This window comes from Massilia sp. BHUDP2 (assembly GCF_046236355.1).
Lineage (GTDB): Bacteria > Pseudomonadota > Gammaproteobacteria > Burkholderiales > Burkholderiaceae_D > Telluria > Telluria varians.
Window position 1 is genome coordinate 419921 of record NZ_JBJUVW010000003.1, and the last position, 25915, is coordinate 445835.

Consider the following 25915-nt stretch of genomic DNA (forward strand, 5'->3'; position numbering starts at 1 on the left):
GTCCTCATTCCTGGCTGGTTGTTTGATGGCCGGCGAGCGCGTCGCCCGGCCTGCGTTCCACATACAGTTCCACCGTGTGCTCGCGCCCGTCGTCGACGAGCTCGATCGCCCTCTCGGGCTGCGGTGTGCCGTCGAGCACGAGCAGCTCGCCCGTGGTCGCCGGCAAAACCGTGACATGATAATCGGTCCGGCCGTTACGGTAGCGAAAACGCAGGCTGTCCCAGCCCAGCGGCAGCAGCGGCGCCAGCGCCAGGCGGTCGACCGTGCGCTGCAGGCCGAGCAGTGCGTCGCTCAGCAGCAGCTGCGCCCAGCCGGCGGCCGTCCCGCCCCCAACGGCATCCATCATGAGCCAAGGCGCGCCGGCTGGGCGCACGCGTGTGCCGGCATCCGGCGCAAGCGGATTCAGGCGGCGCACCAGTTCCCAGGCGGGTGTGCCGGCGCCCTCCGCGGCCAGGGCCAGCGCCGCCCACGCCGCCGTGCGCCCGTCCTGCACCTCCCTCGTATCCAGCGCGGCGAGCACCGCCTGGATGCGGGCTGGATTCGCCCCGGCCATGGCGGCCCAGGCCTGGGTGGCGGCGCCGCCGTCCCCATAGGCGGCGCCGTTCCAGCCGTATTCCTCGGCCTGCGCCTTGAGCGCCAGCGCCGCGCCGCGGCAGGTGGTGGCGAAGCCGAAGTCGGCGCGCCGGTCGGCCACCTCGGCGAAGCGCTGCAGCACCGCGGCCAGCAGGAAGGCCAGCAGCACGCTCTCGGGCCGTGCGTCCAACTCCTCGTCGCCCTCGTGCATGCGCGCATCCTGCAGCGGCATGCCGTGCACCCCGAAGCGCAGGCAGCCGCGCAGGCCGTGCACGCAAACCTGGTACAGGTCGTCGCGCGCCAGGCGCGTGCCGCTGGACGGGTCGCCGCCGGCCGGCTCGCGCAGGATGCCGTAGTCGCCGGTGATGCCAACGTAGCGGTGCAGCGCGTAGGGCAGCCACAGGAAGTCTTCCACCGGCCGGCCTTCGGCGCCGATGTCGGCGCGCGCCGCCCGCAGCAGCGCATCGCGCAAGACCGCCGGGTTGCCGTGCACCGCCGCCATCGCGCCCTGCAGCTGCTGCGCCGGCGTGCCGCCCATGGCGCCGGACACCGCCGCATAGGGCAGCCAGCCGTTGGCATACAGGTCGAAGGCGGCATCCGGCGTGGACACGCGCTGGCTGCCGAGCAGCTCGTCCCAGAAGGCGTGCACCTGGCGCAGCGCCAGCGCCGCCGCCTTGGCCCCGCCGTGCTGCTGCACCGCGCGGCTCGCCGCCAGGCTGTCGGGCCCGGCCACGCCGAGCAGGAACACCAGCTCGATCGCGGCGCCGGGCGCCAGCTCCACCCGCGTCTGCAGCGCCGCGCACGGGTCGAGCGCGGCGCCCACGCTGCCTGACAGGCCGCTACGCTCCAGCGCCGCCGGCCGCGCCAGGCTGCGGTGGCGGCCGACGAATTCGCGCCGGTCGCAGGTCGACGCCACCTGGGGCGCGTCCAGGTGGAAGAAGCCGAGCTTGTCGCCAAAGCCGTCGCCGAAGGCATTGCGCGCCACCAGCGCGCCGCTGGCCACGTCGACGCCCGTGACGACCTGCAGGCCGGGGTTGGCGGCGGCATCGTCCATCCACCATTGCACGTAGCCGGTGACGGACAGGCGGCGCGGCGCGCTGGAGGCGTTGTGCAGCTTGATGACCGCATACTTCAGCGGCGCCCCGGGCGCCACGAAGCAGCGCAGTTCGGACCCGATGCCGTGCGCCACGTGCTCGAACAGCGTATAGCCGAAACCGTGGCGCGTGCGATAGGGCTCGCCGGACGGCATCGGCCAGGGCGTCGGCGACCATGCGGCGCCGGTGTCCTCGTCGCGCAGGTAGAAGGCTTCGCCCTGCGGCGCGCTCAAGAGCAGCGAGCGCCGGCCGCACCAGGTGCTGCCCGGGCCGGTCTGCGGCAGCACAGCGCCGAACACGCCGTTGGCCAGCGCGTTGTCCCACGGCGCGGTCGATGCCTCGTCGCTGCGGATGAGCAGCTCGCGCCCGTCCCGCGAAAATCCCTGGTCGAGCGGGTGCGCCTCGGCATCGGGCAGGCGCGCCTCGCTGGTCCAGGGCGCCGGCTGCTCCTGGGCCGCGAACGGCGCCGGCAGCGCGGGCAAGCCTGGCGCGGCGCGGCGCAACTGGTCGGCCAGGTTGCCGCGTTCTTCGAGCAGCAGCACCTGCGCCGCCGCGCGCAGCAGGATGCGGTCTTCCTGCGGCACCTCGGGCAGCAGGTGGACGTGGATGCCCTCCGCCTCGCCCGGCGCCAGCGCCGTGAGCTGGTCGAACACGGCGCGGCTCTCGCACAGCACCAGCAAGTCGGCCTCGAAGCCGCGTGCACGCCAGTAGCCATGCGCCTGCAGCACCTCGCGCGCTAGGGCGCTGTCCGGGCCGGGCTGCAGCACCAGCAGCGGGCGGCTGCCGTCCACGCCGTAGGGACGCAGGGCGGCGCGTCCGCGCACGTTGCGTTCGATGACGCCGGCGTCCGCCCGCAAGCCGGGCGCCGGGTCGAGCAGGCAGCCGGCCAGGCGGTTGTAGAGCTGGGCCTGCGCCTCGCTGATGCCGGCCGCGCGCAGGAAGGCCTGGCCGTGGGTCCAGGCCGCCTCCACCGCCTGCCCCACCGCCTGGGTGCCGGCATAGCGCGCAGCCAGTTCGCGCGCGGTGGCGGGGGTCGGGGCGACGCCCAGCACCAGGTCGATGCTCACTTCCTGGTTCGGCGCCAGCGTGATGCTGCGGCGGATCGCCAGCGCCGGCTGGGGAACGGGCGATGTCTCATCCAGCAGCGGCAGCGCCGCAAGCGGGTCGCGGCAGGCGGCGCTGTAATCCGGTGCGCCAGCCTCGCCGCGCACCGCCATCAGGTGCAGGACGGTCGGCGCGCCCGGTCCCAGGGTGCAGAGCATGGCCAGGGTCGGCGCATCGATGCGCAGCTGCGCCGCATGCCCTTCTTGCGCCAGCAGCGCGACCTGGCTCGTCACCTCCAGCGTGCGCGGTACGGCGCCCCGGTTGTGGATGCGGATGTGGCGCAGCTCGATGTCGTCCTCGGGCGCCACCACCACCTCGCTCACGATCGCCAGGCCGCGCTCTTCGCGCCGGAAGCTGGCGCGTCCCTCCGCGAACACCGCTTCGTAGCGTTCCGGCTCGCCGTAGATGGGCGCCAGCGTGGGCGACCACAGTTCGCCGGACGCGCTGTCGCGCAGCACGCAGGCAAGGCCGCCGCGGGCGCCGAGCGGGTCCGGCTGCCAGCGGGTCAAGAGGAATTCGCCCCAGCGGCTGTAGCCGGCGCCAGTGCTGTCCACCAGCACGTGATAGCTGCCGTTCGACAGCAGCTGCACGTCCGGCGTCGACGTATCCGCACGGTCGATGACCCGTCCCTGGGCGGATCCCGGGTGCTGCGGCGCGCTGTCGTAGGCCGCTCCTAGGGATGCGCCGCTGGCCGGCACCGGCTCCTGCAGCAGCGGCAGGGCCGCACGCAGTTCCGGGTCGAGGCGGAAGCGGCGCTGCATCGGCGCCCCGTGCAGCAGCTGCAGCAGCGCGAGCAGGCCCATGCCCTGGTGGCGGGTGGCGACGACGCGCACCACGTGGCGGCGCTCGCCGTGCGGCAGCCTGCCGGGGGTATGGTCGACCGCATCGAGATAGCCGTAGTCTCCGGCCAGGCCTTCCTGGGCCATGCGCTCGAGGTTGGCCAGGGCCAGGGCCGGCGCCACCGGCAAGGCCAGCATGGCCGCATACGGCGCCGCCACCAGGCCGGCATCGGCGTTGCGCTCCAGGCTGGCCGCGGGAACGCCGAAGCGGCCGAACTGGAACAGCAGCTGGGCGTCGACCGCGTTGCAGCTCGACTCCGAAAAACCCCAGGGCATGTCGTGACGCGCACCATGCGCCGCCTGGGCGCGCACGGCGGCACGGCCGGCGTGGTCGAGCAGGGTCTCGCGCCAGGCCGGCATCAGGAGCTGCGGCGCCAGGTAGTCCGACAGGCTGCCGGTGCGCGACAGCAGCAGCTGTTCCGGCCCGGCGATGCGCAGCGGCCGGCCCAGCGCCCACCAGTGACGCTGGCCGAGCTGGCCCTGCGCCACCGCCAGGAAGCTGGCCATGCGGCTGTCCGAGGCCAGCAGGTCGCAGCTGCCCGTGTCCAGGCGGCCGTCGCGCACGTGGCAGGCGGCCGCCAGCAGGCCGGTCTCGGGATCCAGCAGCGCGGCGAAATCCATGCCGGCGAAGCTGCGCGCCTGCCCGGCCAGGCGGTCGCACTCCGCCAGCAGCTTCTGCGCGTGCTGGCGGCCTTCGCGCACCAGCCGCGCCAGGCCGTGGTGGCTGCCGGTCGGGGCCTCCAGGGACGCCAGTTCGCGCAGCGTCGGGATGCGCGTCAGGCTGGCCTCGAGCACGTATTCCTGCTCGGCGCGCATCCAGGGGGCCAGCGCCAGCAGCTCGTCCTGCTGCGCATGGCATTGCGCGGCCAGGCGCGCCGCCCAGCCGCGCAGCGCGGCATCGGCGGTTTCCGGCAGGCCGGCTTCCAGCGCGTCGGCGGCGGCGGCCACGTGGCGCAGGCATTCGGACAGGCCCGGCAAGGTGTCCGCCGCGCGGCAGCGCTGCGGGTCGAGCGCGCCCCAGACCTGCGCCACCAGCGCACGCACGCCGTGCGCCTGGTGCTGGACCAGATCGTCCACCACCTGCACGGCGGCGCGGATCCCGTCCAGCGCCCGCGGTCCGGCGACCGGCGTGTCCGGCAGCTCGTCCAGCCCGACGGCAAGCAGGCGCAGGCCGAGCGCCAGCCAGCCGCTGTCGCGGGTGGCTACGCAGGCCGGCTCGACCGGCGCCAGGGTGGCGCTGTCGTAGGCGGCCAGGAAGTGGCCCTTCCAGCGCTCCAGCAGGGCCATCGAGGCCAGCGAGACATCCAGGCGCCGCAGCAGCTCGCCCGGTGCGATGAAACCGAAATCGCGCGCCGCGAGCGTGGACAGCAGGAACACCGACATGCCGCTCGGGGTGGTACGGGCGTCCACCAGGGGATGGGGATGCTCCTGCACGCTTTCCGGGGGCAGCCAGTTGTTGGCCGGGCCGGCGTGGTCCTCGAAGAAGCTCCAGCTGCGGCGCGCGAGGCGCTGCAGGCTTGTCTGCCGCGCCGCCGGCAGGCGCGCCTGGGCGCGTTGCGGCAGGCTGGTCCACCAGGCCAGCAGCGGCGACAGGAACCACACCAGCAGGACCGGCGCCGCCGTGAACAGGGAATACGGGTTGGCAAAGGTCAGCAGCAGGCTGGTGGCCACCGCCAGCGCCGGCGCGAACCACATGGTCAGCCAGTTGTTGGCCACCACCCGCGCCGGGCGCGCCAGCGCGGCCGGGCGCCATTCCAGCTGGCGCCGGCGCGACACCCGGCTGCGCCACAACGCCTTGAGCACCGCATCGAGCTGGCACCAGGCCGCATGCGGCAGGAAGCTGGTCGCCAGCGCCGCGCGCACCAGCGGCACGCGCGCGCCGCGCGCCCAGCTGTCGAGGTGCTGGCGCCAGGGCGCATCGTGGGGGCGGTCGCTCAGCGCCACCAGGCTGCCCAGCAGGGCCGGCAGGAAGAACACCGACAGCACCATGGCGGTCCAGAACGCCGGCTCCGCCAGCCGGCTCCAGCACAGGACCAGCAGCGCCGCCAGCGCCGGCGCCACCAGACTGTCGCGCAGGGTGTCGAACAGCTGCCAGCGGTCGGCGGCGCTCATCGGGTTGGCTTCGCGCTCGCCCTTCGCCTTGCCGATGCGCGGGCGGATCCAGCCGGCCACCTGCCAGGCCGCCCGCACCGCACGGTGGCGGCGCACGGCATGTTCACCATAGCTGCCGGGCAGCGCTTCGGCGAGGCGGACCTCGCAATCGCTCTTCGCGTGCAAACACCCTTCGTCGACGATGCCCGGCGCCGGCAGGACCTCGTCCGGCAGGCGGCCGCGCAGCACCCGTTCGTAGGCATCGATCTCGTAGATGGCGGACCAGCCGAACATGCCCTGCGCTTCGTACTCGCGCACGGCCAGGCCGGCGGCCCAGGTGCCGTGGGCTTCGAGCCACATGCGCTGGTAGCGGCAGGCCTGCGGGTCGGGCAAGGCGCCGCCGACGACCGGACGCAGCATGGCGTGCCCTTCGGTCACGCGGGTGCCGCCGGCACTGAGTGCCGGCTGGTTGAGCGGATGGGCCATGGCGCCGACCAGGCGGCGCGCCGCATCGCGCGGCAGGTCGGTGGCGGCGTCGAGCGTGATCACGTAGCGCATCTCCGCCAGCCCGGCCGTGTTGCCCGCCACCGTGGCGAAGCGCTCGCGCCCGGTCCCGGCCAGGAAGGCATTCAGGTCGGCCAGCTGGCCGCGGCGCCGCGCGCGCCCGATCCAGGCATGCTCGCCTGCGCTCCAGGTCCTTGGGCGCTGCAGCAGCAGGAAGGGTTCGACGCGCACCCTGGTGGTGGTGGGCTGGCCGTCTTCGTCGAACGTGGGGAAGCGGTGTTCGCGCGCATGCTTGCGGTTGAGCGCCTCGATGGCGGCGGCGGCATGCACCACCAGCGCCTCGTCGCCCGGCATGGTCTCGCCGGGCGCGTCGTACAGGTCGGCCAGCAGGCAGAAACGCAGGCGCGGATCGCGGTTGGCCAGGTAGCGCACTTCCAGGTCGCGGCACAGCGCGTCGAACTGGGCGCTGTTGACCAGGCGCGCCGACACGGCCACCAGGGCCTGTTCCTCGGCGGGGATGCCGTCGTCGAAGTCCATGCGCGGCGTCGGCGACGGGCTTGCCAGCCAGCTCGCCATCATGTCGACCAGCGAGCGCGCCAGGCCGCTGGCGCCGATGAGCGCAAGCAGTCCGATGACGAGCTGCAGCCCGAGTCCGGCGCCCTGCTGGCGCGCGGCAATGACGACCGCCGCCGCGAACAGCAGCGTGAACACCGCCATCCCGGCGATGCGGGCCGCCAGCGGGGCGTGGCGCAGGCGCCGCCCCAGCCCTGCCGCCAGGCCGGGTGTCGGCTGCAGCCGCGCTTCCAGCGCCGCCAGGCCGGGGCCGGCCAGGTAGTAGCCGATGTGGCGCCGGCGTGCGTCGAGTCCTCCTTCGCCGGGCGTCAGGTTCTTGCCCGCCAGGGCCAGCGCCTCTTGCGCCACCTCGGCTTCGCTGCGTCCGCTCCTGCGCGCCAGCCGTTCGATGGCGAGGCGGTACAGGTCGCGGGTGGCGCCGTCCATGCGCGGATAGCTGCCGTCCGGGTCGGCGCGCAGGATGGGTTCGACGGTGCTGGCGCCTTCAGCCAGCTGCCGCCAGTCGATCCCGCCGAGCAGGCGCAGGCTGGCCAGGCTGTTCGCCACCCGCGTGCCGTCAAGCGCCATGGCGTCGCGCTCGTCCGCTACCATCTGGCTGATGCTGGAACCCTCGTCCGCCAGGCGCGCATCGATCCAGCCGAGGGCCTGGGCGACCACCGGCCCCTGCCCCTGCAGGCGGCGCGCCAGTTCCGCCACGAAGCTGCTGCCCAGCGGTTGCACGGCGCGCGCCATGTCGGCCACCAGCAGGACCAGGTCGCCGGAGCGCTGCGCGGCGGTGTCGAGCAACTTTCCGGCCCAGTCGGCGGCCAGGATGCGTTCCTCGCAGGCGCGGGCGCCGCGCACGGCGACCTGGCGCAGCCCGTCGAGCAGGGCCAGGCGCAAGGCGGCAGGAAACAGGCGCAGCTCGGCCAGCAGCAAGGGAGCGTCCTGCTGGGCGGCGGCGAGGAAGCCGGCCAGGCCAGCGCGTTCGATGCGTCCGTCGTCCCGGCTCGCCGCGTCGCGCGCCAGCATCAGGATGCGGGCCTGGCCGCCAGGTCCCGGCAGCGCGCCGCGATCGTGCAGGCCGATGGCGGCCCGCACCTGGCGCAGCTGGGCATCGATCAGGGGGCTGTTGTCGAGGATGGCGCCGGCGGCGGGCGGCAGGTCGCTGCCGCGCTGGCGGGCGCGGTCGAGCGCATCGCATGCGGCATCGATCGCGCCGGCCAGTTCGGCCAGCTGCGCCCGCAGGCCGGGCGCGCCCTCATCGCGCGCATTGTTCATGACTGCGGCGGTGCCGGATTCAGCCTTCGGGTTCTTCTCTTGCTTCAACAGGGACCTCGACACAGAGGCGCGCGCTGTCGACCGCCGGCGCGCGGCGCGCCTGAAGCAGGTCGATGGGAAGGGAAACGCAGGGCGCGCACGGCCACCGCCATGCTAGAAGAAGCCAGCGGTAGCTACTGTGCGGTGCCGTACACAGGCGGGGGATTCAGCTGGCCAGCGCCAGTCCTCCGGCCACATGCCAGGCCTGGGCGTGCCCGAGACGGCGCAGCAGGCGCGCGGCGCGGGCGCTGCGGTTGCCGCTGCGGCACAGGAACACCAGCGGACGGGGCTCGCGCAGCCAGTGTGCAGCCTGCCCGGCCAGCTGCGACAGCGGCACGTGCTGCGCGCCACGTCCGCGCAGCTGGGCGCAGGCCGCCGCGTGTTCCGGCAGCTCGCGCACGTCGACCAGCAGGGCGTCGGGGTGGGCCGCCAGGTAGGCGGCGGCCGTGGTCGGGTCGAGGTCGATGCCTTCGTCGGGCAGGGCCTCGGCGCCGGGCCGCGACACCGCGGGTTCGCCGATCCGGTGACAACACAGGGCGGCGTCGAAGCCCTCGGTCCCAGGAGCGGCGCCGAACACGAAGCGCACCGCGCCTGCGGCCAGCACGCCGTTTTCCGGACGCCCCAGCAGGTAGCCGTCGCCGTGTTTCGCCAACACGTCCTGGCCCAGCTTGACGGCGTCGAGCCTGGCGCCGGCGAATTCCACCTGCTGCGCGCCGCCCGGCCAGCCCGGTGTCAGGCCCAGGATGTCGCATAGCGCGTCGGCGCCGCCGGCGCCATGGCTGGTGGCGAAACAGGCCAGCAGGCGGCATTCGCGCGTGCTCAGGTCGGCGGCAATGCGCGCCGCCAGCGCTTCGGGCGGATCGATCGCGATGCAGTGGCGGCCCTCGTCGTCGAACAGCAGCCAGCCGCTGGCGCCGCCCGCCTCCAGCTGTTGCAGGCGCGCCGCCGGCCTGGCCTGCGCCAGCGCGCGGCCGCAGTGCGCGATCCGGGCGCAGGCGCTCTCGATGAAGTCGTCATCCACCAGCGGGCCGAAGGACAGGCGCACGGCCGACGCGCTGCGCTCCAGGGGCACGCCCATCGCATCGAGCACGTAGCTTGGCGCCGCCTTGGCGGCCGAACAGGCCGAACCCGCGCTGACGCGCACGCCGGCGGCATCGAACAGGTCGAGCAGCTCCTTGCTGCCCAGGCCAGGCACCGAGAAATTCAGCGTGGTGGGCAGGGCATGTTCGAGCGGTGCATTGAACACCAGGCCCGGGAAGGCTTCGCGCAGGCTTGCCGCAAGGCGGTCGCGGTAGCCGCGCAACTGGGCGTGGCTGCGGAAAGTCGTGCCCTCCTCCAGCGCGCCGAGCACCGCTCCAAGAGCGGCGATGCCGCCCATGTTCTCGGTGCCGGAGCGCTGCCCGGCTTCCTGGCCGCCGCCGCACATCAGCGGCGTGTAGGGCGCGCCCTCGCGCACGTACAGCAGGCCGATGCCCTTGGGCGCATACAGCTTGTGGCCCGAGAAGGGCGCATAGTCGATGCGGGTGGCGTCGAGGCCGAGCGGCAGCTTGCCGAGCGCCTGCACGCAGTCGACCATCCACAGCGCCGGACTGCCGGTTTCCTGCAGCACGCGGGCGATGCCGTCCAGGTCGGACACCACGCCGGTTTCGTTGTTGGCGGCCATGGTGCACACAAAAGCGGCACGCGGCGCCAGTTCGCGCAGCAGGTCCAGGCGGTGGCGGCCGTCGCCGTCGACCGGCAGCGCGCGCAGCTCCAGCCCGGTACCGAGCACGCGGTTCCAGTGCGCCAGGCTTTCCGGCACCGCCTTGTGCTCAGTGGCGCCGTAGAGCAGCAGGTCGCCGCAGGCTTCGCCGCGCGCGCGCCGTTCGCGCACCGCGCACAGCGCCGACAGCACCGCGGTCTGGATGCCTTCGGTGGCGCCGCTGGTGAACATCATCCGCCCCGTGGCGGCGCCCAGCACGCGGCGCGCCCGGGCGCGGGTGGCGTCGAGCAGAGCCTTGGCGCGCAGGCCGCAGGCATGGCTGCTGCTCGGGTTGCCGAAGCAGTCCTGCATGACGGCCGTCGCCGCTTCGATGGCTGCCGGGAGGACCGGCGAGGTGGCGTTGGCGTCGAGGTAAACTTCGTTGTTCATCATCACATTACAAAAAAGTAATTAGTTGCTGCGGATCGTGTTATTGTTGATGAGTATGTTACGGAGTCGCGCCAGTAAACATATCCTAATTTATCCGCTTTATGGCGCGGAATTGGCATATACGTTCTCGATATATCGATATAGTGAAAATGAACTCACTCGACAAGTTTGATTGCGCTATTCTTGCCGCGTTACAGGCGGATGCCACCCTCTCCATTTCCGGCCTCAGCGAAAAGGTCGGCCTGTCCAGCACGCCCTGCTGGAAGCGCGTCAAGCGCCTCGAGGAAGAGGGCTATATCGAAAGCCGGGTCAGCATCGTCAACCGCGAGAAGGTCGGCCTGCCGGTGACGGTGTTCGTCAGCGTGCGCACCACCGAACACGACGAAAAATGGCTGGCGCGCTTCGCCGCGGCCGTGGTCGCGCTGCCGGAAGTGCTCGAGTTCCACCGCATGAGCGGCGATGTCGACTACCTGCTCAAGGTCGTCACCACCGACATCGCGGGCTATGACCGTTTCTACAAGAAGCTGATCAAGACCGCGCGCCTGACCGGGGTGTCCTCGGCCTTCTCGATGGAGCAGATCAAGTGCACCACCGCGCTGCCGCTGGAGTTGATCTCGCACGGGCTGCCGGCGTAAGCTTGTAAGCACACGTTGCGCTGCTTAACCGGCGCCGGGTTTCATGTCATGATGGCGTCCGTTTCGAACACAACGGAGACCCAGGGAATGCCATCCAAACTGCACATGGCGCCGCTCGCGCTGGCCGCGCTGCTCGCCATCGACGTCAATACCGCCAACGCCGCCGAACAGGTCGTCAAAATCGGCGTGAGCGGCCCGCTGTCCGGTTCCAACGCCTTCGCCGGCAAGGACAACGAGAACGGCGTACGCCTCGCCATCGAAGAACTCAACGCGCAGAAGCTCCAGATCGGCGGCAATACGATCCGCTTCGAACTGCAGTCCGAAGACGACCAGGGCGACCCGAAACAGGGCGTCAACGTGGCGCAGAAATTCGCCGACGCCAAGGTGAAGTTCGTGCTCGGCCCGTACAACTCGGGCGTGGCGATTCCCGCTTCGCGCGTCTACAACGACAACGGCATCCTGATGTCGACCGTCGGCACCAATCCCAAGATCACCCAGTCCGGCTACCCGACCGTGTTCCGCATCGTCGCCAGCGACACCCAGGTGGGCGGCTCGGTGGCGGCCTACGCGGCCAAGGAACTGAAAGTGAAGAACGTCGGCGTGATCGACGACCGCACCGCCTTCGGCCAGGGCGTCGCCATGGAATTCAAGCGCCAGGCCGCCGCCAACGGCATGAAGGTCGCCGGCCACGAGTACACCACCGACAAGGCGACCGACTTCGCCGCCATCCTCACCTCGCTCAAGGCCAAGCGCGTGGATGCCGTCTTCTTCGGCGGCTATGCCCCGCAGGCCGCGCCGATGGCACGCCAGATGAAGGCGCTCGGCCTGAACGTGCCGCTGCTGGGCGGCGACACCCTGTGCAGCCCGGAGATGGCCAAGCTGGGTGGCCCGGCGGTCGGCGAGAACGTGCGCTGCGCCCAGGCCGGGGCGATCGTCGCCAAGCAGCCGGGCGGCCCCGCCTTCATCAACGCCTACAAGGCCCGCTTCAAGCGCGACCCGGACGTGTATGCGCCCTCGTTCTACGACCAGACCAAGTTCATCGCCCAGGCCATGAAGTCGGCCAACTCGGTCGATGCCGCCAAGGTCGGCGCGGCCATGCACAGCATCAGCTACCAGGGCGTGGTGGGCACCTACGGCTATGACCCGAAGGGCAACCTGAAGAAGACGGCCGTCACGGTCTACACCTTCAAGAACGGCGCACTGACGCCGCTGGCCAGCTACTGATTCACAAGGAAACACCATGAACGCAAGCTTCAAGCTCGCAAGCCTGGCGGCGGCAGCGCTGCTGGCCTGCGGGCCGGCCGCGGCCTCCCAGGCCGACGCCCCCAAGCCGGCTTCCGCCGCCGCCAGCGCGGAAAGCCGCCAGCTCAATGCGCTGGCCGACGAGTACTACGAGTCGCTGGCCCGCTTCGAGCCGGTGTGGGCCACCGAGAGCGGCGACAGCCGCTTCAACGACAAGCTGGGCCTGTCGATCTCGCCGAAGCTGCGCGAGCAGCAGTTCGCGCTCTACCGCAGCTACCTCAAGCGCTTGTCGGGCATTCCGCGCGAGCGCCTGGGAGCGCGCGACCAGACCAGCTACGACATCCTCAAGTTCGAACTGAACAGCGCGCTGCGCCTGGCCGCCTTCCCGGAACACCTGATCCCGATCGACCAGATGCTCAGCATGCCGGTGATCCTGGCGAACTACGCCGGCGGCCAGGGCGCCCAGCCCCTGAACACCGTGCGCGACTACCGCGCCTACCTGAGCCGCCTGGCGCAGCTGGTGCCGCACATCGACCAGTCGATCGCCAACATGCGCGAAGGCGTCAAGCGCGGCGTGGTGCAGCCGCGCGAGCCGATGCAGTCCGCCCTGCCGCAATTTAAACAGCTGGTAGCGGGCAAGACCGAGGCGAGCATCTTCTACACGCCGATCAAGAACATGCCGGCCAGCTTCACGGCTCTTGAAAAGCGCAGCCTGACGCAGGCCTACCGCAAGACGATCGCGAACAAGCTCAATCCGGCGCTCAAGCGCCTGGCGACCTACCTGGAAAAGGACTACCTGCCGAAGACGCGCACCAGCGCCGGCTGGAACGCCCTGCCGGACGGCGCCGCCTGGTATGCGGCGCGCGTGGCGGCGATGACCACCACCAGCCTCACGCCCGAGCAGATCCACGAGATCGGCCTGAAGGAAGTGGCGCGCATCCAGGGCGAGTACGCCGTGACCGGCCCCAAGATGGGCTACACCGGCCCGGCGGCCGGCCTGCCGCGCTGGGTGGCGGAGCAGCCGAAATACAAGCCCTTCACCTCGGACCAGCAGGTGATCGACGTGTACCGCGAGCTGGACACCAAGGTGCGCGCCAAGCTGCCGGCCCTGTTCACCCTGATGCCGAAGGCGCCGCTCGACCTGCGCCTGGAGCCGGAACTGTCGCGCGCCACCGCCTCGGACCACTACACCCCGCCGGCCGCGGACGGCTCGCGCCCGGGCGTGTTCTGGTCGGTGGTGAACGATCCTAAGCTGTACGGCAGCACCGGCATGGTCACGCTCTACCTGCATGAAGGCCAGCCGGGCCACCACTTCCACATCGCGCTGGTGCAGGAACTGGGCCTGCCGAACTTCCGCAAGTTCGGGGGCAACAACGCCTTCACCGAGGGCTGGGCGCTGTATGCCGAAACCCTGGGCAAGGAGATGGGCCTGTTCGACAAGCCCGAGGATTACTTCGGCCACCTGAACGACGAGATGCTGCGCGCGGCTCGCCTGGTGGTGGATACCGGCCTGCACGCGAAGGGCTGGAGCCGGGACCGGGCCATCACCTATTTCCAGGACACGCTGGGCTACTCGGAAGCCGAGGCACGGGCGCAGATCGAACGCTACATGGTGTGGCCGGGACAGGCGCTGGGCTACAAGATCGGCTCGCTGAAGATCATGGAGCTGCGCAAGCGCGCGGAAAGCGCACTGGGCGAGAAGTTCAGCCTGCCGAAGTTCCACGAGATCGTGCTGGGCGAAGGCACGCTGCCGCTGGCGGTGCTGGAGGCGAAGGTTGATCGGTGGATTGCCGAGACCAGGTAAGGCTGGGACGAAGCCGGGGATTTCCCCGGCTTTTTTTCATTCGTGCCCGGTTACCTTCTTCATCCATGCCGACATTAAAGTAAGTGCAGACGGTGCGACCGTTTCCTCGATCACAAAATACTCGCTGGCCTTGCCGGTCCTGGCAGTCTGGAAGCTGTGGTTGAGGCCAGGGAGCTGGCGCACGACGCTCTGGGGAGAGCGGCTTGCGAGGGCACGCTCGATCTCTTTCAGGTTCTCGGCGGGCGGAACCTGGAGGTCCTTCTCTCCTCCCAGGGCCAGCACCGGGCAGGTGACGCGCTTGAGATACTGGCGCGGGTCCAGTGACAGGAAGCGCCGGAACCAGGGCGTCAGCAAGGCCTCGAAGGCTTCGTCGGGGATCCCTTCCGGCGGAATCTCGAGTGCGGTCCTGGTCGCCGGCGGCAAGGCATGCGTGGCCGCCCGCATGGCCACGAGCGCATCGGCCCGGGTCCGGCCGCTTGCGGCGATCTCGAACAGCTCGCGTTCCTGCGACCGGTTGAGCAGGACGAGGGACTCGTCCATGCCTTCGGCGCGGCGGGCGGCCGCGTCCTGCAGGCTCTTGATGTCGATGCCGGGCAGGCCGGTACCGCCGAGCATGACGATGAAGCGGACGTCCGCCGGCGCCTGCGCCGCCACCATGGACGCGATGATGCCGCCTTCGCTGTGCCCGACGATGCCGATCCGGGATGCGCGGACATTCGGCTGGATTTTCAGGAAGCGTACGGCAGCCAGCGCGTCGGCGGCGTAGTCGTCGGTGGTCGAGTCGGGATGCCGTCTGCCTCCCGTCAGCCCGACGCCCCGTTTGTCGTACCGAAGCACGGCAAAGCCCTGCCGGGTCAGATGATCCGCCAACACCGCCAGCGTCTTGTGCAGGGACATTCCCCCATCCCGGTCATGCGGCCCGGTGCCTGCAAGCAGCACGACACCGGGAAAAGGACCGCCTGCCGCCGGATAGCTGAGTGTCCCCACCGGTGACACCGCCGGATCGGGCGTGTCGAAAACGACCTCCTGCGTGACATACGGCAGGGGCGCGGTCGGGTGTTGCGGACGGCGGCGTTCGGCGTAGACATGAAAACCGCCACCGGCCTGTTCTATCAGGAAGCTGGTCGGGAAGCCGCTGCTTCCGACTCCCGTGATGCGCATCGGCTGTCCCCTTGCCGGCGCTTTCCATTCCTCGCTGAGCTTCACGTTCATCTTGCCGAGTTCCGTGTTGACGTCTTCCGCCTTCTGCGTCGAGAACATGTAGCGCTTGATCGTGGATTCGGCAAACGCCGTGGGTGCGCATGCGACCAGGGCCAGGGAAGCGGCAACGCGTACGAGGAGACTATTCATGGCAGGTATCCGGATGGTGGTGAGTCCAGGCAGGATACGGACACATCATGGAGAGATTGTGGAGGCGCTTCACCGCTTCGCCGCAAGGCATGCACGGGTCGGCGCATTCTCGTTTCGATAGCGTCGCTTCTGGCCGCGCGGCCGCCGTGCCGGTTGACTCAGCGAGGCGTTCTGACGATACGGTCCAGGACCTTTACGTCGAACCCGGCCAAATCGATCGGGCGCGTCAGGTCCGAGTCGGTGATTTCGGTCCTCTGCCCGGCGTTTCGATAGATCAGCCACTGTTTCGACGGGATGTACGGCTTGCCGGTCGAGCCGTCGATGGCCGTCTTGAATCGCGGGTTGCCGACGACACTGAAAGCACAAGCGCTGAAAGACGTGGTCACCAGGATATCGCCAGGCTTTGACTTTCCCTTGTACACACGGTCAACCCTGAAAACAGCGCGTTCTGCGTCCATTTCGAAGTCGATCCCGCCGCCCTTTACCTTGACGACTTCGGCGCGTTGCAGCGTCACCAGCTCGACCGAGTCGACGCTGGCGAGCCGTTCCTTCACTCTTTCTACGGTCTCGGCATACCGATCTCGAGGCAGCGGCATGCAGGCGCGTGCATCCTGGTTCGAGAAAACAAGAGCAAGGATAAACACGTAACAGGGCTTCTTCATATCAGCGCCTCGCGTCGTGAAGTTCAACCGATCATGAACACCGGATACCGCCTCCACTCCGGCTCGCGATAGCGCTCGCAATTGGCGAAGATGAAGTCGAGCACCGCCTCCTGGTTCGACAGCAGCGCCGGATTGGCCTCCTTCCACGCCTCGAACTTGGCGGCCAGCGCCGGCTCGTCGTTGAGCAGTTCGGCCGCGTGGTCCTCGAACACGTAATCCGAATACGCTTCCTTCTTCTCCAGCACGCTGTTGAAGAAGCCCCAGCGGAAGAAGCTGTCGTGGCCCAGCGGCTCGAGCGTCTCGACCGCGTAACGCGCATGGTCCTGGTCGAGCGGCACGATGACATCGCCCGCGCGCAGCTGGACCTGGCCGCGGCGCTTTTCCAGCACCACGTCGTCATGGAACATGTGGCCTTCGTAGGCGTTCGGACGCGAGCTCACCGACACGATGTGGTAATAATCCACCTCCTCCACGCGATCCGCTTCGACACGTTCCATGCGCACGCCGTTCCACTGCAGGCGCTCGATCGCCTCGCGCCACTGTTGCGGCACCACGTAGGCGCGCGGCGCCGGCACGGTGATGTCGGCCGGGAAGCGGTTGTACCAGGCGATGTCGCGCTCCCAGGGCTTGCTGCGGTCGTACCACAGGCGCGAATAGGTGCCCAGCACGCTCGGCTTGTACCCGGCTTCGTAGCCCTTGAAGCGGAAGCTGTCCGGGTTCGCCTCGTCCATCGCCCAGTGGATCGGCCATTCGGCGCGGGTGCGGCCCAGCTGCCTGGCGGCGCGGCGCAGCGCCTGGATCTGCCCGGCGTTCTGCACGGTGAATTCCAGCGCGGTCTCGACCAGCGCGCGCATCGACGCGTAGCGGTCCTTGAAGGGCTTGAGCATGTGGGTCTCGGGCATGAAGCCGATGGTGTGGTGCAGGGCCGCGTAGCCGGTCGAGAAGCGCGCCGTCTCGAGGAAGTCGGCGATGCCGTGGTCCGGGCTGTCCTTGACCGGGTTCACGTAGGGGCAGGTCGGCCAGCCGCGCTGCTGCATGCCTTCGTACATCGCCGGCAGCATGGTCGAGCGCAGGAACTCGCCCAGCTCGCCGCCCAGCTTGTCCGGCTGGGTGTGGATCAGGGTCATGGTGTAGCTGTAGTCAGCGCCGTTGGAGGTGTGGGTGTCGACCATCACGTCCGGGTCCCAGGCCGTGAACAGCTTGTTGAACACCTGCGCGGTCAGGCTGTCGCACTTGATGAAGTCGCGGTTCAGGTCGAGGTGGCGGCTCATGCCGCGGAAGCCGAACTGCTCCGGGCCGTCCTGGTTCACGCGCGAGGTATCGGCGCGGTTCAGGCTGCCGTCCACGTTGTACAGCGGGACGAACAGGAACACGGTGCGGCCCAGCGCTGCGAGGCGCTCGGGCTGGGTGCAGAAGTCGCGCACCAGCGCCATGCAGGCGTCCACGCCTTCCGGCTCGCCCGGATGGATGCCGTTGTTGTTGAAGAAGACCGGGCGGCCCGCGCGCTTGATGTCGCCGCGGTCGAACACGCCGTCGCTGCTCACCACGCCCGCGTGGATCGGCACGCCGGCGTCCGACACGCCCACCTGCTCGAAGCGCAGCACGTCCGGATAGCGGCGCGCGAGGTCTTCGTACCAGGCGATGCATTCGCCATGCGTGGTGGTCTGGTTCAGGTTGCCCTTTTCGAAGGGCGTCAGCAGTTCAGTGGACATAATGACTTTATAGGGAGTTAAACCGTTGGGGCAGGCACGACGGTCGCCGGCGCATGCAGCGGCAGCGTGATCGCCACCACCGTGCCGCCGCCGACGCTGGAGCGCACGTCCATCACGCCATGCACGGCGTAGACGCGTTCGCGCATGCCGATGATGCCGATGCCTTCCGAGGCGCTGGCCGGATCGAAGCCGTTGCCGTCGTCCGCGACCACGATGCGCAGGGTCTGCGCGCCTTCGTCCAGCACCAGGCGCACCTGGGCGGAGGTGGCGTGGGCGTGCTTCATCACGTTCGACAGCGCTTCCTGCACGATGCGGTAGGCGGAAATCGCCAGCTCGTTCGACAGGCGCGAGAAATCGCCCTCGCCGTGGAATTCGAAGCTGCAGCCCGAGCTGCCGTCGTAGTGGCGCACCATCTCTTCCACCGCGCCGTGCAGGCCGAGCATGTCGAGCACCTCGGGGCGCAGGCGCCGCACCAGGCGGCGGCCGTTGGCGTACAGGTCGAGTGCGAGCTTGGTGATGGCCTGCGACTTGCGCCCGATCTCCTCGACTTCCGCACTTTGCGGCGCCTTGGCGGCCAGTGCGCCGATCGACTGCGCCTCCAGGCGCGCGGCGATCAGGGACGCGTTCAGTTCGTCGTGGATCTCGACCGCGATGCTCTTGCGCTCGTCCTCGATGATGGAATTGACCTTCTGGATCAGCTTGCGCTTGTCGGCGTCGGCGCGCAGCGCCTCGTTGCGCGAGGCCAGCAGGTCGCGGGTGCGCTCGGCCACCTTGTTTTCCAGGTCGCGCTTGGATTCGTCCAGGGCCAGGGACATCTCGCCGATCGAGGCCTGCAGCTCGCCCACCTCGCCGCCGGTCGTGACCGGCAGGTGCACGCGGAAGTCGCCGTTGCGGATGCGGCTCAGCGCGCCGATCGCCTCGCGCAGCGGCACCGTGAGCGAGCGCGCCAGCACCCAGGCCAGCACGCCGCTGACCACCAGCGCCAGCGCGGCCATGCCCACCTCGAAGCGGAAGCGCCGGGTCTGCTTGGCCATCATGTTCGAGGGCGACATCGTCACCCGCACCCAGCCGACGATCTCGGTGGTGAGGGTGGGTGGACGCAGGTCGCTCGAGGCCGACACGTGCGGGGTGCCGTTGTCGGTGAACAGGTTGATCCACACCACCTGCTTCTTGATCGGCGCCTCGTAGTGGTGCGACTGGGCGTCGATGGCCGATTCGGAATCGACGCGCACGGCCTGGAGGCCGTCCACGCCCACCACTTCGATGCGGTAGATGCTGCTGTCGGACTGCACCAGGCCGTTGATGGTCAGGCGCAGGTCGGACAGGTTGCCCGAGATGACGTTGTATTCGCTGGTCTCGGCCAGCGCGCGCGCCAGGGTGCGCCCGCGCTCGGCCAGTTCCTCGGCCACCTGGGCGCGGTGCGAATAATACGAGTACCACACGAAGGCGGTGAACAGGAAGGTCACCGGCAGCATGGTGATGAAGGCCATGCGCCGGCCGATGCTCCAGCCGCGCCAGAAGCGCAGTTTCATGGCTTGGCCGCCTGCCGTGCCGTCAGCCGCGCCGGCAGGTTCGAGAAGCGGCGCGCGCCGTCGGTCACGCGCACGTCGAGCGAGCGCGCCACGCCCTCGTTGACCACGGTGCGGAAGTAGCGCGGGAACTGCGGCGGCGGCAGGTTGCCGGTGACGACAAAGGCGGCCGCGATCTCGGCCACCTGGGTATTGATGTCCTCGATCTCGGAATAGGTGGTGGCCAGCGCGCCGACCTTCACCATGTCGGCCGAGAATCCGATCACGCCCTGCTTGCGGCGGTAGGTCGAGAGCAGGATGTTGCGCACGTTCTCGGGGTTGTAGACGTCGCCGTCGGGCATGGCCAGCAGCACTTCGGAGCGCGTCATGCGGTTGAGCGTGTGGTTGATGTCGTCCCCCAGGGCGAAGGGCTGCACTTCCACCTCCGGCTCCAGTGCCGGGCGCAGGAAGGTGGTGTCTTCGCCGAGGATGGCGCCGACCCGCACCGGGCGCCCGTACAGCAGCGCGGCCAGGCGCAGCTGGTCGGGCGGCGCCGGCTCGGCATACACGGCGGTGATCAGGCCGGCGCGCGCGGCCGGGGTCTTGGCGGTGAGCGCGCGCCACACCTGGCTGGAGGTGAAGGCGGAAATGATCACGCAATCGCAGCGGCGCGCCACGGCGTCGCGCAGCGCGGCCGGGCCGATGGCCACGTAGAGCATGCGGCGGCTCTGGCCCAGTTCGGTGCGAAAACCGGCGAAGGTGGGCACCAGGCGCTTGTACAGGTCTTCGGCGATGCGGCGCGTGACCTCGCTGTCGTCGCCGGTGAGGATCTGGAAGCGATAGCCGGTGATCTCGTCGTCCTTGCGGACCGGATCCACAAGCTGCGCCTGGGCCACGCCGGCAAGGAGCGCAAGCGCAGCCGCGGCCGCGCGCAGGGACGTCGTGAGGCGCATCGGCTTGTTTAAGGTTCGATCAGGCCGTGCTTCACGGCCAGCAGGGTAATGTTGGCCTGGCGGTGCACGCCCAGCTTTTCCTTGATCGACTGGCTGATGTTGCTGATGGTCTTGGTCGACAGGTCGAGCTTCTCGGCGATCTCCGCGTTGGTCAGGCCTTCGGCCATCAGCTTGAAGATCTCCAGCCCGCGCTCGTCGAGCTGCGACTGCGGCGTCACGTCGCCGCGCACCGCCATGCTGGCCAGGCGCGAGGCGATCTGCGGCAGGAAGTAGAGCTTGCCGTCATGCGCGTGGCGCACCGCGGTCACCAGGTCGGACGGGTCGCAGTCCTTGGTGACGAAGGCATGCGCGCCCATGCGGTAGGTTTCCTTGATCAGGCTGTCCTGGTCAAACTGGCTCAGGAAGATGATCTTGGCGCGCGGGTCATCCTTCAGGATGCTCTGCGCGGCATCGAGGCCGGTGAGCTCGGTCCCGAAGCGCATGTCGAGGATGACGACGTCGGGTTGCTGGGACGCATACAGCGCCACCGCCTCGCTCGGGGTCTTGGCCTGCCCCACCACTTGCATGCCGGCCGCCTCCAGGGACATGGCAAAGCCGGTCATGACGATCGGGTGGTCGTCCGCAAGCATCACGCGGATCGGTTTTTTCTGTTCGGACACCATTTCACTCCTGTTGATCACCCGCTTTTGCGCACGCAATATGACACTGTCATTCGCTTACCAATCTGTGGAGGACTGTGTGCCAAGGGACAGAAAGCATGCGGGGTATACAAGGATTATTTCATACAACGGGCCGCGACGCGAGACCCCAGCCATTCTCTGCTTTTACGCCAAGAAGACTTACAACCGGAAGCAAAATTACCAATAAATAGCTTTACAGACTACCAAGCCCTAGCATATATTCATTCCATCAGCTGTCAGATGCATATCTTTCCTTAAGCAAAAAGTTCTGCGATGCAATCGTAGAACCCAACAAGAAGAGGAGATCGCCATGCACTTCACGCAACTCAACGATGGAACCGGCGGCAAGGCCGGCAAGTTCGCAGTCGTCGCCGGCCTGCACGTGCTGGTAGGCATGGGCCTGATCAATGTGATGAACTCCAAGAGCATCACCCTGCCCAAGCTGATCGAAGACGCCACGGTCTGGATCCAGCCTCAGACGCCCCCGCCTCCTCCGCCGGAGCCGCCGCAGCCCGTGGTGAAGGCCGTCAAGCCACCGCCGATCGTGGTGCCGAAGCCGGAAGTCGAGGTGCCCCTGCCCCCGCTCGAGGAACCGATCCAGGCCACTACCGAACCTGATCCGCTTGTCGAACCGGCGCAGCCGGTCGCCAACGACGTCCCGCCCACTCCGGCGGCCAAGCCCGGCAGCACGCCGGGCCAGATGGGCAGCGCCGTGCTGGCCAATGCCGAGGGCTGCGCCAAGCCGGACTATCCAATCAACGCGGCGCGCAACGGCGACACCGGCACCGTGACCCTGGCCCTGCTGGTCGGCGCCGACGGCCGGGTGCAGGATGCGCGGGTCCAGAGAACCAGCGGCCACCGCGAGCTGGACCGTGCCGCGCTGAATGCCCTGAGCCTGTGCCAGTTCAAACCCGCCATGAACAACGGCGTCGCGCAGCCCGGATGGGGGCAGATCGCCTACGTCTGGACGCTCGAATAAACATTCCCGTTCCCTTCTTTGCCCGCTTTTCATCGCGGGCTTTTTTTCGCCTGGCGTCGAGGAGACCGCCGCCTGCGACCCGGCAGCACTGACAACAAAACGAATAACAAGGAGAGAGAAGCATGTCTACCGCTGGATCACCGATGGCGCCGCCGCGCGTCCTCGACAGGCGTACGCTGGCCGCGCTGGCGGCCGGCCTGCTTGCCCTTGCGATGCTGGGCATCCTGGCCTGGACCGCCAGCCGCCCCGCGGCCCCGCCTGCGCCGGCTGCCCAGGCCGCGCCACCGGCACTCGACCGGATGATGCGCCACGTGTCGGTTCTGGCGGCACAGCCGCGCCCGATCGCCACCGCCGCCAATGCCCGGGCGCGCGCGTACATCGTCGAGCAGCTGCGCGCCATCGGCCTGGAGCCGCAGGTGCAGACCGCCACCGTGCAGAAGTCGACCATCCGCTTCTGGGGCGGCACCGACGTGACGCTCGGCGTGGTGCACAACATTGTGGTGCGCCTGCCGGGCAGCGCGCCGGACCGGATGCGCCGTCCGGCAGTGCTGCTGGCGGCGCACTACGACAGCGGCAACGCCACGCTCGGCGCGGCGCGCGGGGCGGCCCAGGTGGCGGCCATGATCGAGACCGCGCGGGCGCTGCACCTGGGCCCGGCGCATCCCAACGCGCACCTGAACGACATCGTCCTCCTGTTCCTGGATGGCGAAGACGTCGGCGCGCTCGGCGCCAAAGGCTTCGCCGAACAGCATCCGCTGGCGCGCGAGGTGGGCCTGAGCCTGAAGTTCGACGCCACCGGCAGCGCCGGGCCGCTGTCGCTGTATGCGGCGACGAATGCGGGCAGCGGCGCGCTGGGCGGCTGGGCGCGGGCGGTGCCCGACTTGAAAGGCTCGTCGCTGATGGCGCGCTTCTACCGGCTGCTGCCGGACACGCCGCGCATGGGCCCCCTGGCCACCATCGACGCTCCCGCCCTGCTGTTCGTGAACACCGGCCGGCCCTTCGACCGCGGACGCACGCTCGATGCCGTGGAGCGCCTCGATCCGGCCCTGCTGGGCCACCTGGGCGACAGCATGCTGCGCCTGTCCAGGCACTTCGGCGCGCAGACGCTGGCGCGCGGCAGCTACGGTCCCCATGCCTGGTTCAGCTTGCCGCTGCTCGGCAGCGTCCAGCATTCGGCCATCCTGTGCTGGGGCCTGGCGGCGCTGTCCTGCCTGATGCTGGCGCGTGCCTACCGCCGGGCGACACTTGATACCGACACCACGGTGGCGCCGCTGGTGCAGGGCTTCTTCGGCATGGCGCTGATCCTGCTGGCGGCGCGCATGCTGCTGTGGGAGCGGCGCCACGAGCTTGGTGCGCTGGCGCAGTCGCAGGAAACGGGGCCGGCCGTGGTCTTCCTGGTCTCCGGCGCCTGCCTGTGCGTCGGCGCGCTTTACCTGTTGCGCAGGCTGGTCGGCGCGCAGTCCGTATTCCTGGGCGCGATGTCCTGGCTGGCGCTGGCGCTGCTGCTGATGCTCTCGTGGGCGCCGGAGGCCGCGTGGCTGCTGGCCTGGCCGCTGGCGGCGGCGCTGGCCGCCTTCACGGCGCTGGAAACACCGCGGCCCTTCCTGCTGCGCGTCCTGATCCTGGCCGCCGGCATGCTTCCCGCGCCGCTGCTTATCGTGCCGGCGCTGCGCGCGGCGTGGACCGAGCTCGGTCCGCAGGGACTGTACGTGCTGGCGGTGCTGATCGCCGCCGCGCTGCTGTGTTTCGCCAGCCTGTTCCTGCTGCTGCCGCTCGGACGCGTGGTCGGCGTCGGCGTGGCGGCGGCATTCGCGGCCTGCGTCGCGCTGCCGGGCCAGGCCTCGGGGCCGGCGCTGCCAGGACCAATCCAAGAACAGCCGCTGGTGGCGCCGAACCGCCTGGTCTACTTCAAGGACATGAACAGCTGGCGCGCCTACTGGCTGCTGCCGCCCGAGCCGCTCGACGCCTGGTCGAAGCAGCTGTTCCCGAACCTGGACAAGCCCTCGATCTACGTCGACGTGTTCGGCTGGCACAGCCCGCGCCAGTGGTTCGCGATCGCGCCGCGCGAAGACCGCATCGCCTTCCCGGAAACCTATATGCTGCGCAACCCGCGCCTGGCCCCGCCCAGTGTGAATCCGCCGCTGCGCCGGGTGGAATTCACGCTGCGCTCGAAGAACCGCGCCCCGCACATCCAGATGTGGGTGGCCGGCACCAAGCCGCGGCGGTCCACCCTCAATGGCCGCGTGCTGACCTCAGGCGAGAGCCCGTGGTCGCTGTCGCTGTACGGGATGGAAGACCAGCTGCTGCGCTTTACCATCGACGCACCGAACGACGACCCGCTGGCGGTAATGATCGAGGAGCGCATGCCGGGACTTCCGGAACACCTGCTGCCGCCCGGCGCCCCGCCGCGCATGCCGGGAACGGGCATGACAGTCTCGGCGGATGTGTTGCGGTTCTACTGAACAGTTGGCATACAATGTTCGACGCACACCGTGCACACCCCGATTAACCAAGCAGCAGGAAGCCATGCACAAGATCGTCTCCTCCGTTGTCCTCACCGCCCTCGCAAGCAGCCTGGCGCTGGCCTACCCGGCCCATGCCGCCTCGCCAAAGGCACAAGCCGCTACCGTCAAGGAAGCGCCCCTGCGCGCCCACCTCGCTTTCCTGGCGTCCGACGCCCTCGAAGGCCGCGGCACCGGCCAGCGCGGCGGTGAACTGACCGTCACCTATCTCGAAACCCAGAGCGCCGCGATCGGCCTGCAGCCGGCCAACAAGGGCAGCTTCCGCCAGCCGGTGAAGATCGCCGGCGTGCGCTCGCTGCCGCAGAAGAGCACGATCGGCCTGTTTGCCGGCGGCCAGCCGCTGCCGGCGCAGTTCGGCGCCGACTGGGTCTGGGGTCCGGGCGATGCGCAAGCCGACCACACGCTGGACGCGGACATGGTCTTCGTTGGCTACGGCATCAACGCGCCGGAAGAAGGCTGGGACGATTTCAAGGGCCAGGACTTCAAGGGCAAGGTGCTGGTGATGATGGTGAACGATCCGAAGCCGACCGCCGCCGAGCCGAAGCGCTTCAACGGCGAAGGCCTGACCTACTACGGCCGCTGGACCTACAAGCTGGAAGAAGCGGCGCGCCAGGGCGCGGCCGGCGTCCTGCTGATCCACACCGACGCCTCGGCCTCGTACGGCTGGAGCGTGGTGCAGAACAGCTGGGCCAATGCCGAGCGCTTCCAGCTGGCCGAGGGCAAGCTGGGCACCGGCCTGCAAGGCTGGATGACCGACGCGACCGCGCGCAAGCTGTTCGCAGCAAGCGGCCAGGACCTCGACAAGCTGCGCGCCGCCGCCGAAGACAAGAACTTCAAGCCGGTGGCGCTGAACGCCCGCGTGAAGGGCGAGGCGCGCGCCGAGGTGCGCACCCTGAACGAATTCAACGTGGCCGGCATCGTGCCGGGCACCGACCCGAAGCTGAAGGACGAGCTGGTGGTCTACAGCGCGCACTGGGACCACATGGGCAAGCAGGGCACCGAGGGTGACACCATCTTCAACGGCGCCGTCGACAATGCCTCCGGCACCGCCGCCCTGCTGGCGATGGCGCAGGAAGCCGTGCGCAACCCGGCCAAGCGCAGCCAGATGTTCCTGTGGGTGGCAGCCGAGGAACAGGGCCTGCTGGGCAGCGCGGCCTACGCCGCCGCGCCGCTGTGGCCGATCGAGAAGACGGTGGCCAACCTGAACCTGGACAGCCTGAACTTCGTAGGCCTGGTCAAGGATGTCAGCACCCCGGGCAGCGAACGCACCGATCTGGGCGCGATGGCGGCCGCCACCGCCAAGAGCATGGGCATGACGATCGCACCCGCCAGGCCCGACCTGGGCGGCGGCTACTTCCGCAGCGACCACTTCAGCTTCGCCAAGGCCGGCGTGCCGGCGTTCTCGGTGGGCGCGGGCAGCAGCTGGGTGAAGGACGTGGAAGCGAGCAACGCCAAGCGCAAGGCCTACGGCCCCCGCTACCACCAGGCCAACGACGAATACGATCCGACCTGGGACCTGTCGGGCATGGTGCAGCAGGCGCAGTTCACGCTGAACCTGGGACGCATGGTGGCGGATTCGCCGAAGGCGCCGCAGTGGAAGGCGGGGGACCCGTTCGGGAAAGCCCGCACCGCGGCCAAGTAATCTGGCTGTACGGCTTCG

General features: G+C 69.5%; 14 protein-coding genes. 6 read left to right on the forward strand and 8 right to left on the reverse strand.

Features of this window, described 5'->3' with window-relative positions; all coding sequences use genetic code 11:
* Positions 1 to 4: 4 nt before the first annotated feature.
* Positions 5 to 8086: a GH36-type glycosyl hydrolase domain-containing protein gene (locus tag ACK6C6_RS18630; protein ID WP_409268680.1), complete on the reverse strand. Its 8082-nt coding sequence runs from the start codon at positions 8084 to 8086 to the stop codon at positions 5 to 7.
* A gap of 157 nt (positions 8087 to 8243) precedes the next feature.
* Positions 8244 to 10211, reverse strand: coding sequence for an aminotransferase class V-fold PLP-dependent enzyme (locus ACK6C6_RS18635; protein ID WP_409268682.1), 1968 nt, complete (start codon positions 10209 to 10211; stop codon positions 8244 to 8246).
* 146 nt (positions 10212 to 10357) lie between these two features.
* On the opposite strand from ACK6C6_RS18635, the gene ACK6C6_RS18640 reads away from it, so the two are divergent.
* The 3 genes from ACK6C6_RS18640 to ACK6C6_RS18650 all read left to right on the forward strand — a co-directional run bounded on the left by ACK6C6_RS18640 (position 10358) and on the right by ACK6C6_RS18650 (position 13889).
* Positions 10358 to 10843: an Lrp/AsnC family transcriptional regulator gene (locus tag ACK6C6_RS18640; protein ID WP_027867309.1), complete on the forward strand. Its 486-nt coding sequence runs from the start codon at positions 10358 to 10360 to the stop codon at positions 10841 to 10843.
* An 87-nt stretch (positions 10844 to 10930) separates the two neighbouring features.
* Positions 10931 to 12067 carry a branched-chain amino acid ABC transporter substrate-binding protein gene (locus ACK6C6_RS18645; RefSeq protein ID WP_409268683.1) on the forward strand — a complete coding sequence of 379 codons (1137 nt, stop codon included), beginning with the start codon at positions 10931 to 10933 and terminating at the stop codon, positions 12065 to 12067.
* Positions 12068 to 12083: 16 nt separating this feature from the next.
* Positions 12084 to 13889, forward strand: a complete 1806-nt coding sequence (locus ACK6C6_RS18650) for a DUF885 domain-containing protein (protein ID WP_409268684.1) — start codon at positions 12084 to 12086, stop codon at positions 13887 to 13889.
* A gap of 36 nt (positions 13890 to 13925) precedes the next feature.
* Here the strand turns inward: ACK6C6_RS18650 and ACK6C6_RS18655 are convergent, their stop codons facing one another.
* The 6 genes from ACK6C6_RS18655 to ACK6C6_RS18680 form a co-directional block, all read right to left on the reverse strand.
* On the reverse strand, positions 13926 to 15239 hold the full coding sequence (locus ACK6C6_RS18655) for an alpha/beta hydrolase family protein (protein WP_409268685.1): 1314 nt from the start codon (positions 15237 to 15239) through the stop codon (positions 13926 to 13928).
* A gap of 158 nt (positions 15240 to 15397) precedes the next feature.
* A complete protein-coding gene (locus ACK6C6_RS18660) occupies positions 15398 to 15901 on the reverse strand; it encodes a hypothetical protein (protein WP_209589841.1) in 504 nt (167 codons plus the stop codon).
* 23 nt (positions 15902 to 15924) lie between these two features.
* Entirely contained in the window at positions 15925 to 17613 is a 1689-nt protein-coding gene (locus tag ACK6C6_RS18665; protein ID WP_409268687.1) for a M14 family zinc carboxypeptidase, read from the reverse strand.
* Between the two features lie 17 nt (positions 17614 to 17630).
* Positions 17631 to 19145 carry an ATP-binding protein gene (locus ACK6C6_RS18670; protein ID WP_409268688.1) on the reverse strand — a complete coding sequence of 505 codons (1515 nt, stop codon included), beginning with the start codon at positions 19143 to 19145 and terminating at the stop codon, positions 17631 to 17633.
* On the reverse strand, positions 19142 to 20074 hold the full coding sequence (locus tag ACK6C6_RS18675) for a hypothetical protein (protein WP_051996309.1): 933 nt from the start codon (positions 20072 to 20074) through the stop codon (positions 19142 to 19144). Before ACK6C6_RS18675 ends, ACK6C6_RS18670 begins: the two co-directional genes overlap by 4 nt.
* A gap of 8 nt (positions 20075 to 20082) precedes the next feature.
* Positions 20083 to 20736 (reverse strand): response regulator transcription factor, encoded by a 654-nt coding sequence (locus ACK6C6_RS18680; RefSeq protein ID WP_027867316.1) that lies wholly within the window; start codon positions 20734 to 20736, stop codon positions 20083 to 20085.
* A 328-nt stretch (positions 20737 to 21064) separates the two neighbouring features.
* Between ACK6C6_RS18680 and ACK6C6_RS18685 the strand changes: the two genes are divergently transcribed.
* From ACK6C6_RS18685 to ACK6C6_RS18695, 3 genes are all read left to right on the forward strand, one after another.
* Positions 21065 to 21733 (forward strand): TonB family protein, encoded by a 669-nt coding sequence (locus ACK6C6_RS18685; protein ID WP_409268689.1) that lies wholly within the window; start codon positions 21065 to 21067, stop codon positions 21731 to 21733.
* 122 nt (positions 21734 to 21855) lie between these two features.
* On the forward strand, positions 21856 to 24195 hold the full coding sequence (locus ACK6C6_RS18690; protein ID WP_409268690.1) for a M28 family peptidase: 2340 nt from the start codon (positions 21856 to 21858) through the stop codon (positions 24193 to 24195).
* A gap of 64 nt (positions 24196 to 24259) precedes the next feature.
* Positions 24260 to 25897 carry a M28 family peptidase gene (locus ACK6C6_RS18695; RefSeq protein WP_409268692.1) on the forward strand — a complete coding sequence of 546 codons (1638 nt, stop codon included), beginning with the start codon at positions 24260 to 24262 and terminating at the stop codon, positions 25895 to 25897.
* Positions 25898 to 25915 lie beyond the last annotated feature (18 nt).

Coding starts and splice junctions, on each gene's coding strand:
- ACK6C6_RS18685 (WP_409268689.1), top strand. CDS start 21,065: ATGCACTTCACGCAACTCAACGATGGAACCGGCGGCAAGGCCGGCAAG.
- ACK6C6_RS18670 (WP_409268688.1), bottom strand. CDS start 19,145: ATGAAACTGCGCTTCTGGCGCGGCTGGAGCATCGGCCGGCGCATGGCC.
- ACK6C6_RS18695 (WP_409268692.1), top strand. CDS start 24,260: ATGCACAAGATCGTCTCCTCCGTTGTCCTCACCGCCCTCGCAAGCAGC.
- ACK6C6_RS18650 (WP_409268684.1), top strand. CDS start 12,084: ATGAACGCAAGCTTCAAGCTCGCAAGCCTGGCGGCGGCAGCGCTGCTG.
- ACK6C6_RS18655 (WP_409268685.1), bottom strand. CDS start 15,239: ATGAATAGTCTCCTCGTACGCGTTGCCGCTTCCCTGGCCCTGGTCGCA.
- ACK6C6_RS18675 (WP_051996309.1), bottom strand. CDS start 20,074: ATGCGCCTCACGACGTCCCTGCGCGCGGCCGCGGCTGCGCTTGCGCTC.
- ACK6C6_RS18645 (WP_409268683.1), top strand. CDS start 10,931: ATGCCATCCAAACTGCACATGGCGCCGCTCGCGCTGGCCGCGCTGCTC.
- ACK6C6_RS18680 (WP_027867316.1), bottom strand. CDS start 20,736: ATGGTGTCCGAACAGAAAAAACCGATCCGCGTGATGCTTGCGGACGAC.
- ACK6C6_RS18640 (WP_027867309.1), top strand. CDS start 10,358: ATGAACTCACTCGACAAGTTTGATTGCGCTATTCTTGCCGCGTTACAG.
- ACK6C6_RS18690 (WP_409268690.1), top strand. CDS start 21,856: ATGTCTACCGCTGGATCACCGATGGCGCCGCCGCGCGTCCTCGACAGG.
- ACK6C6_RS18635 (WP_409268682.1), bottom strand. CDS start 10,211: ATGATGAACAACGAAGTTTACCTCGACGCCAACGCCACCTCGCCGGTC.
- ACK6C6_RS18660 (WP_209589841.1), bottom strand. CDS start 15,901: ATGAAGAAGCCCTGTTACGTGTTTATCCTTGCTCTTGTTTTCTCGAAC.
- ACK6C6_RS18665 (WP_409268687.1), bottom strand. CDS start 17,613: ATGTCCACTGAACTGCTGACGCCCTTCGAAAAGGGCAACCTGAACCAG.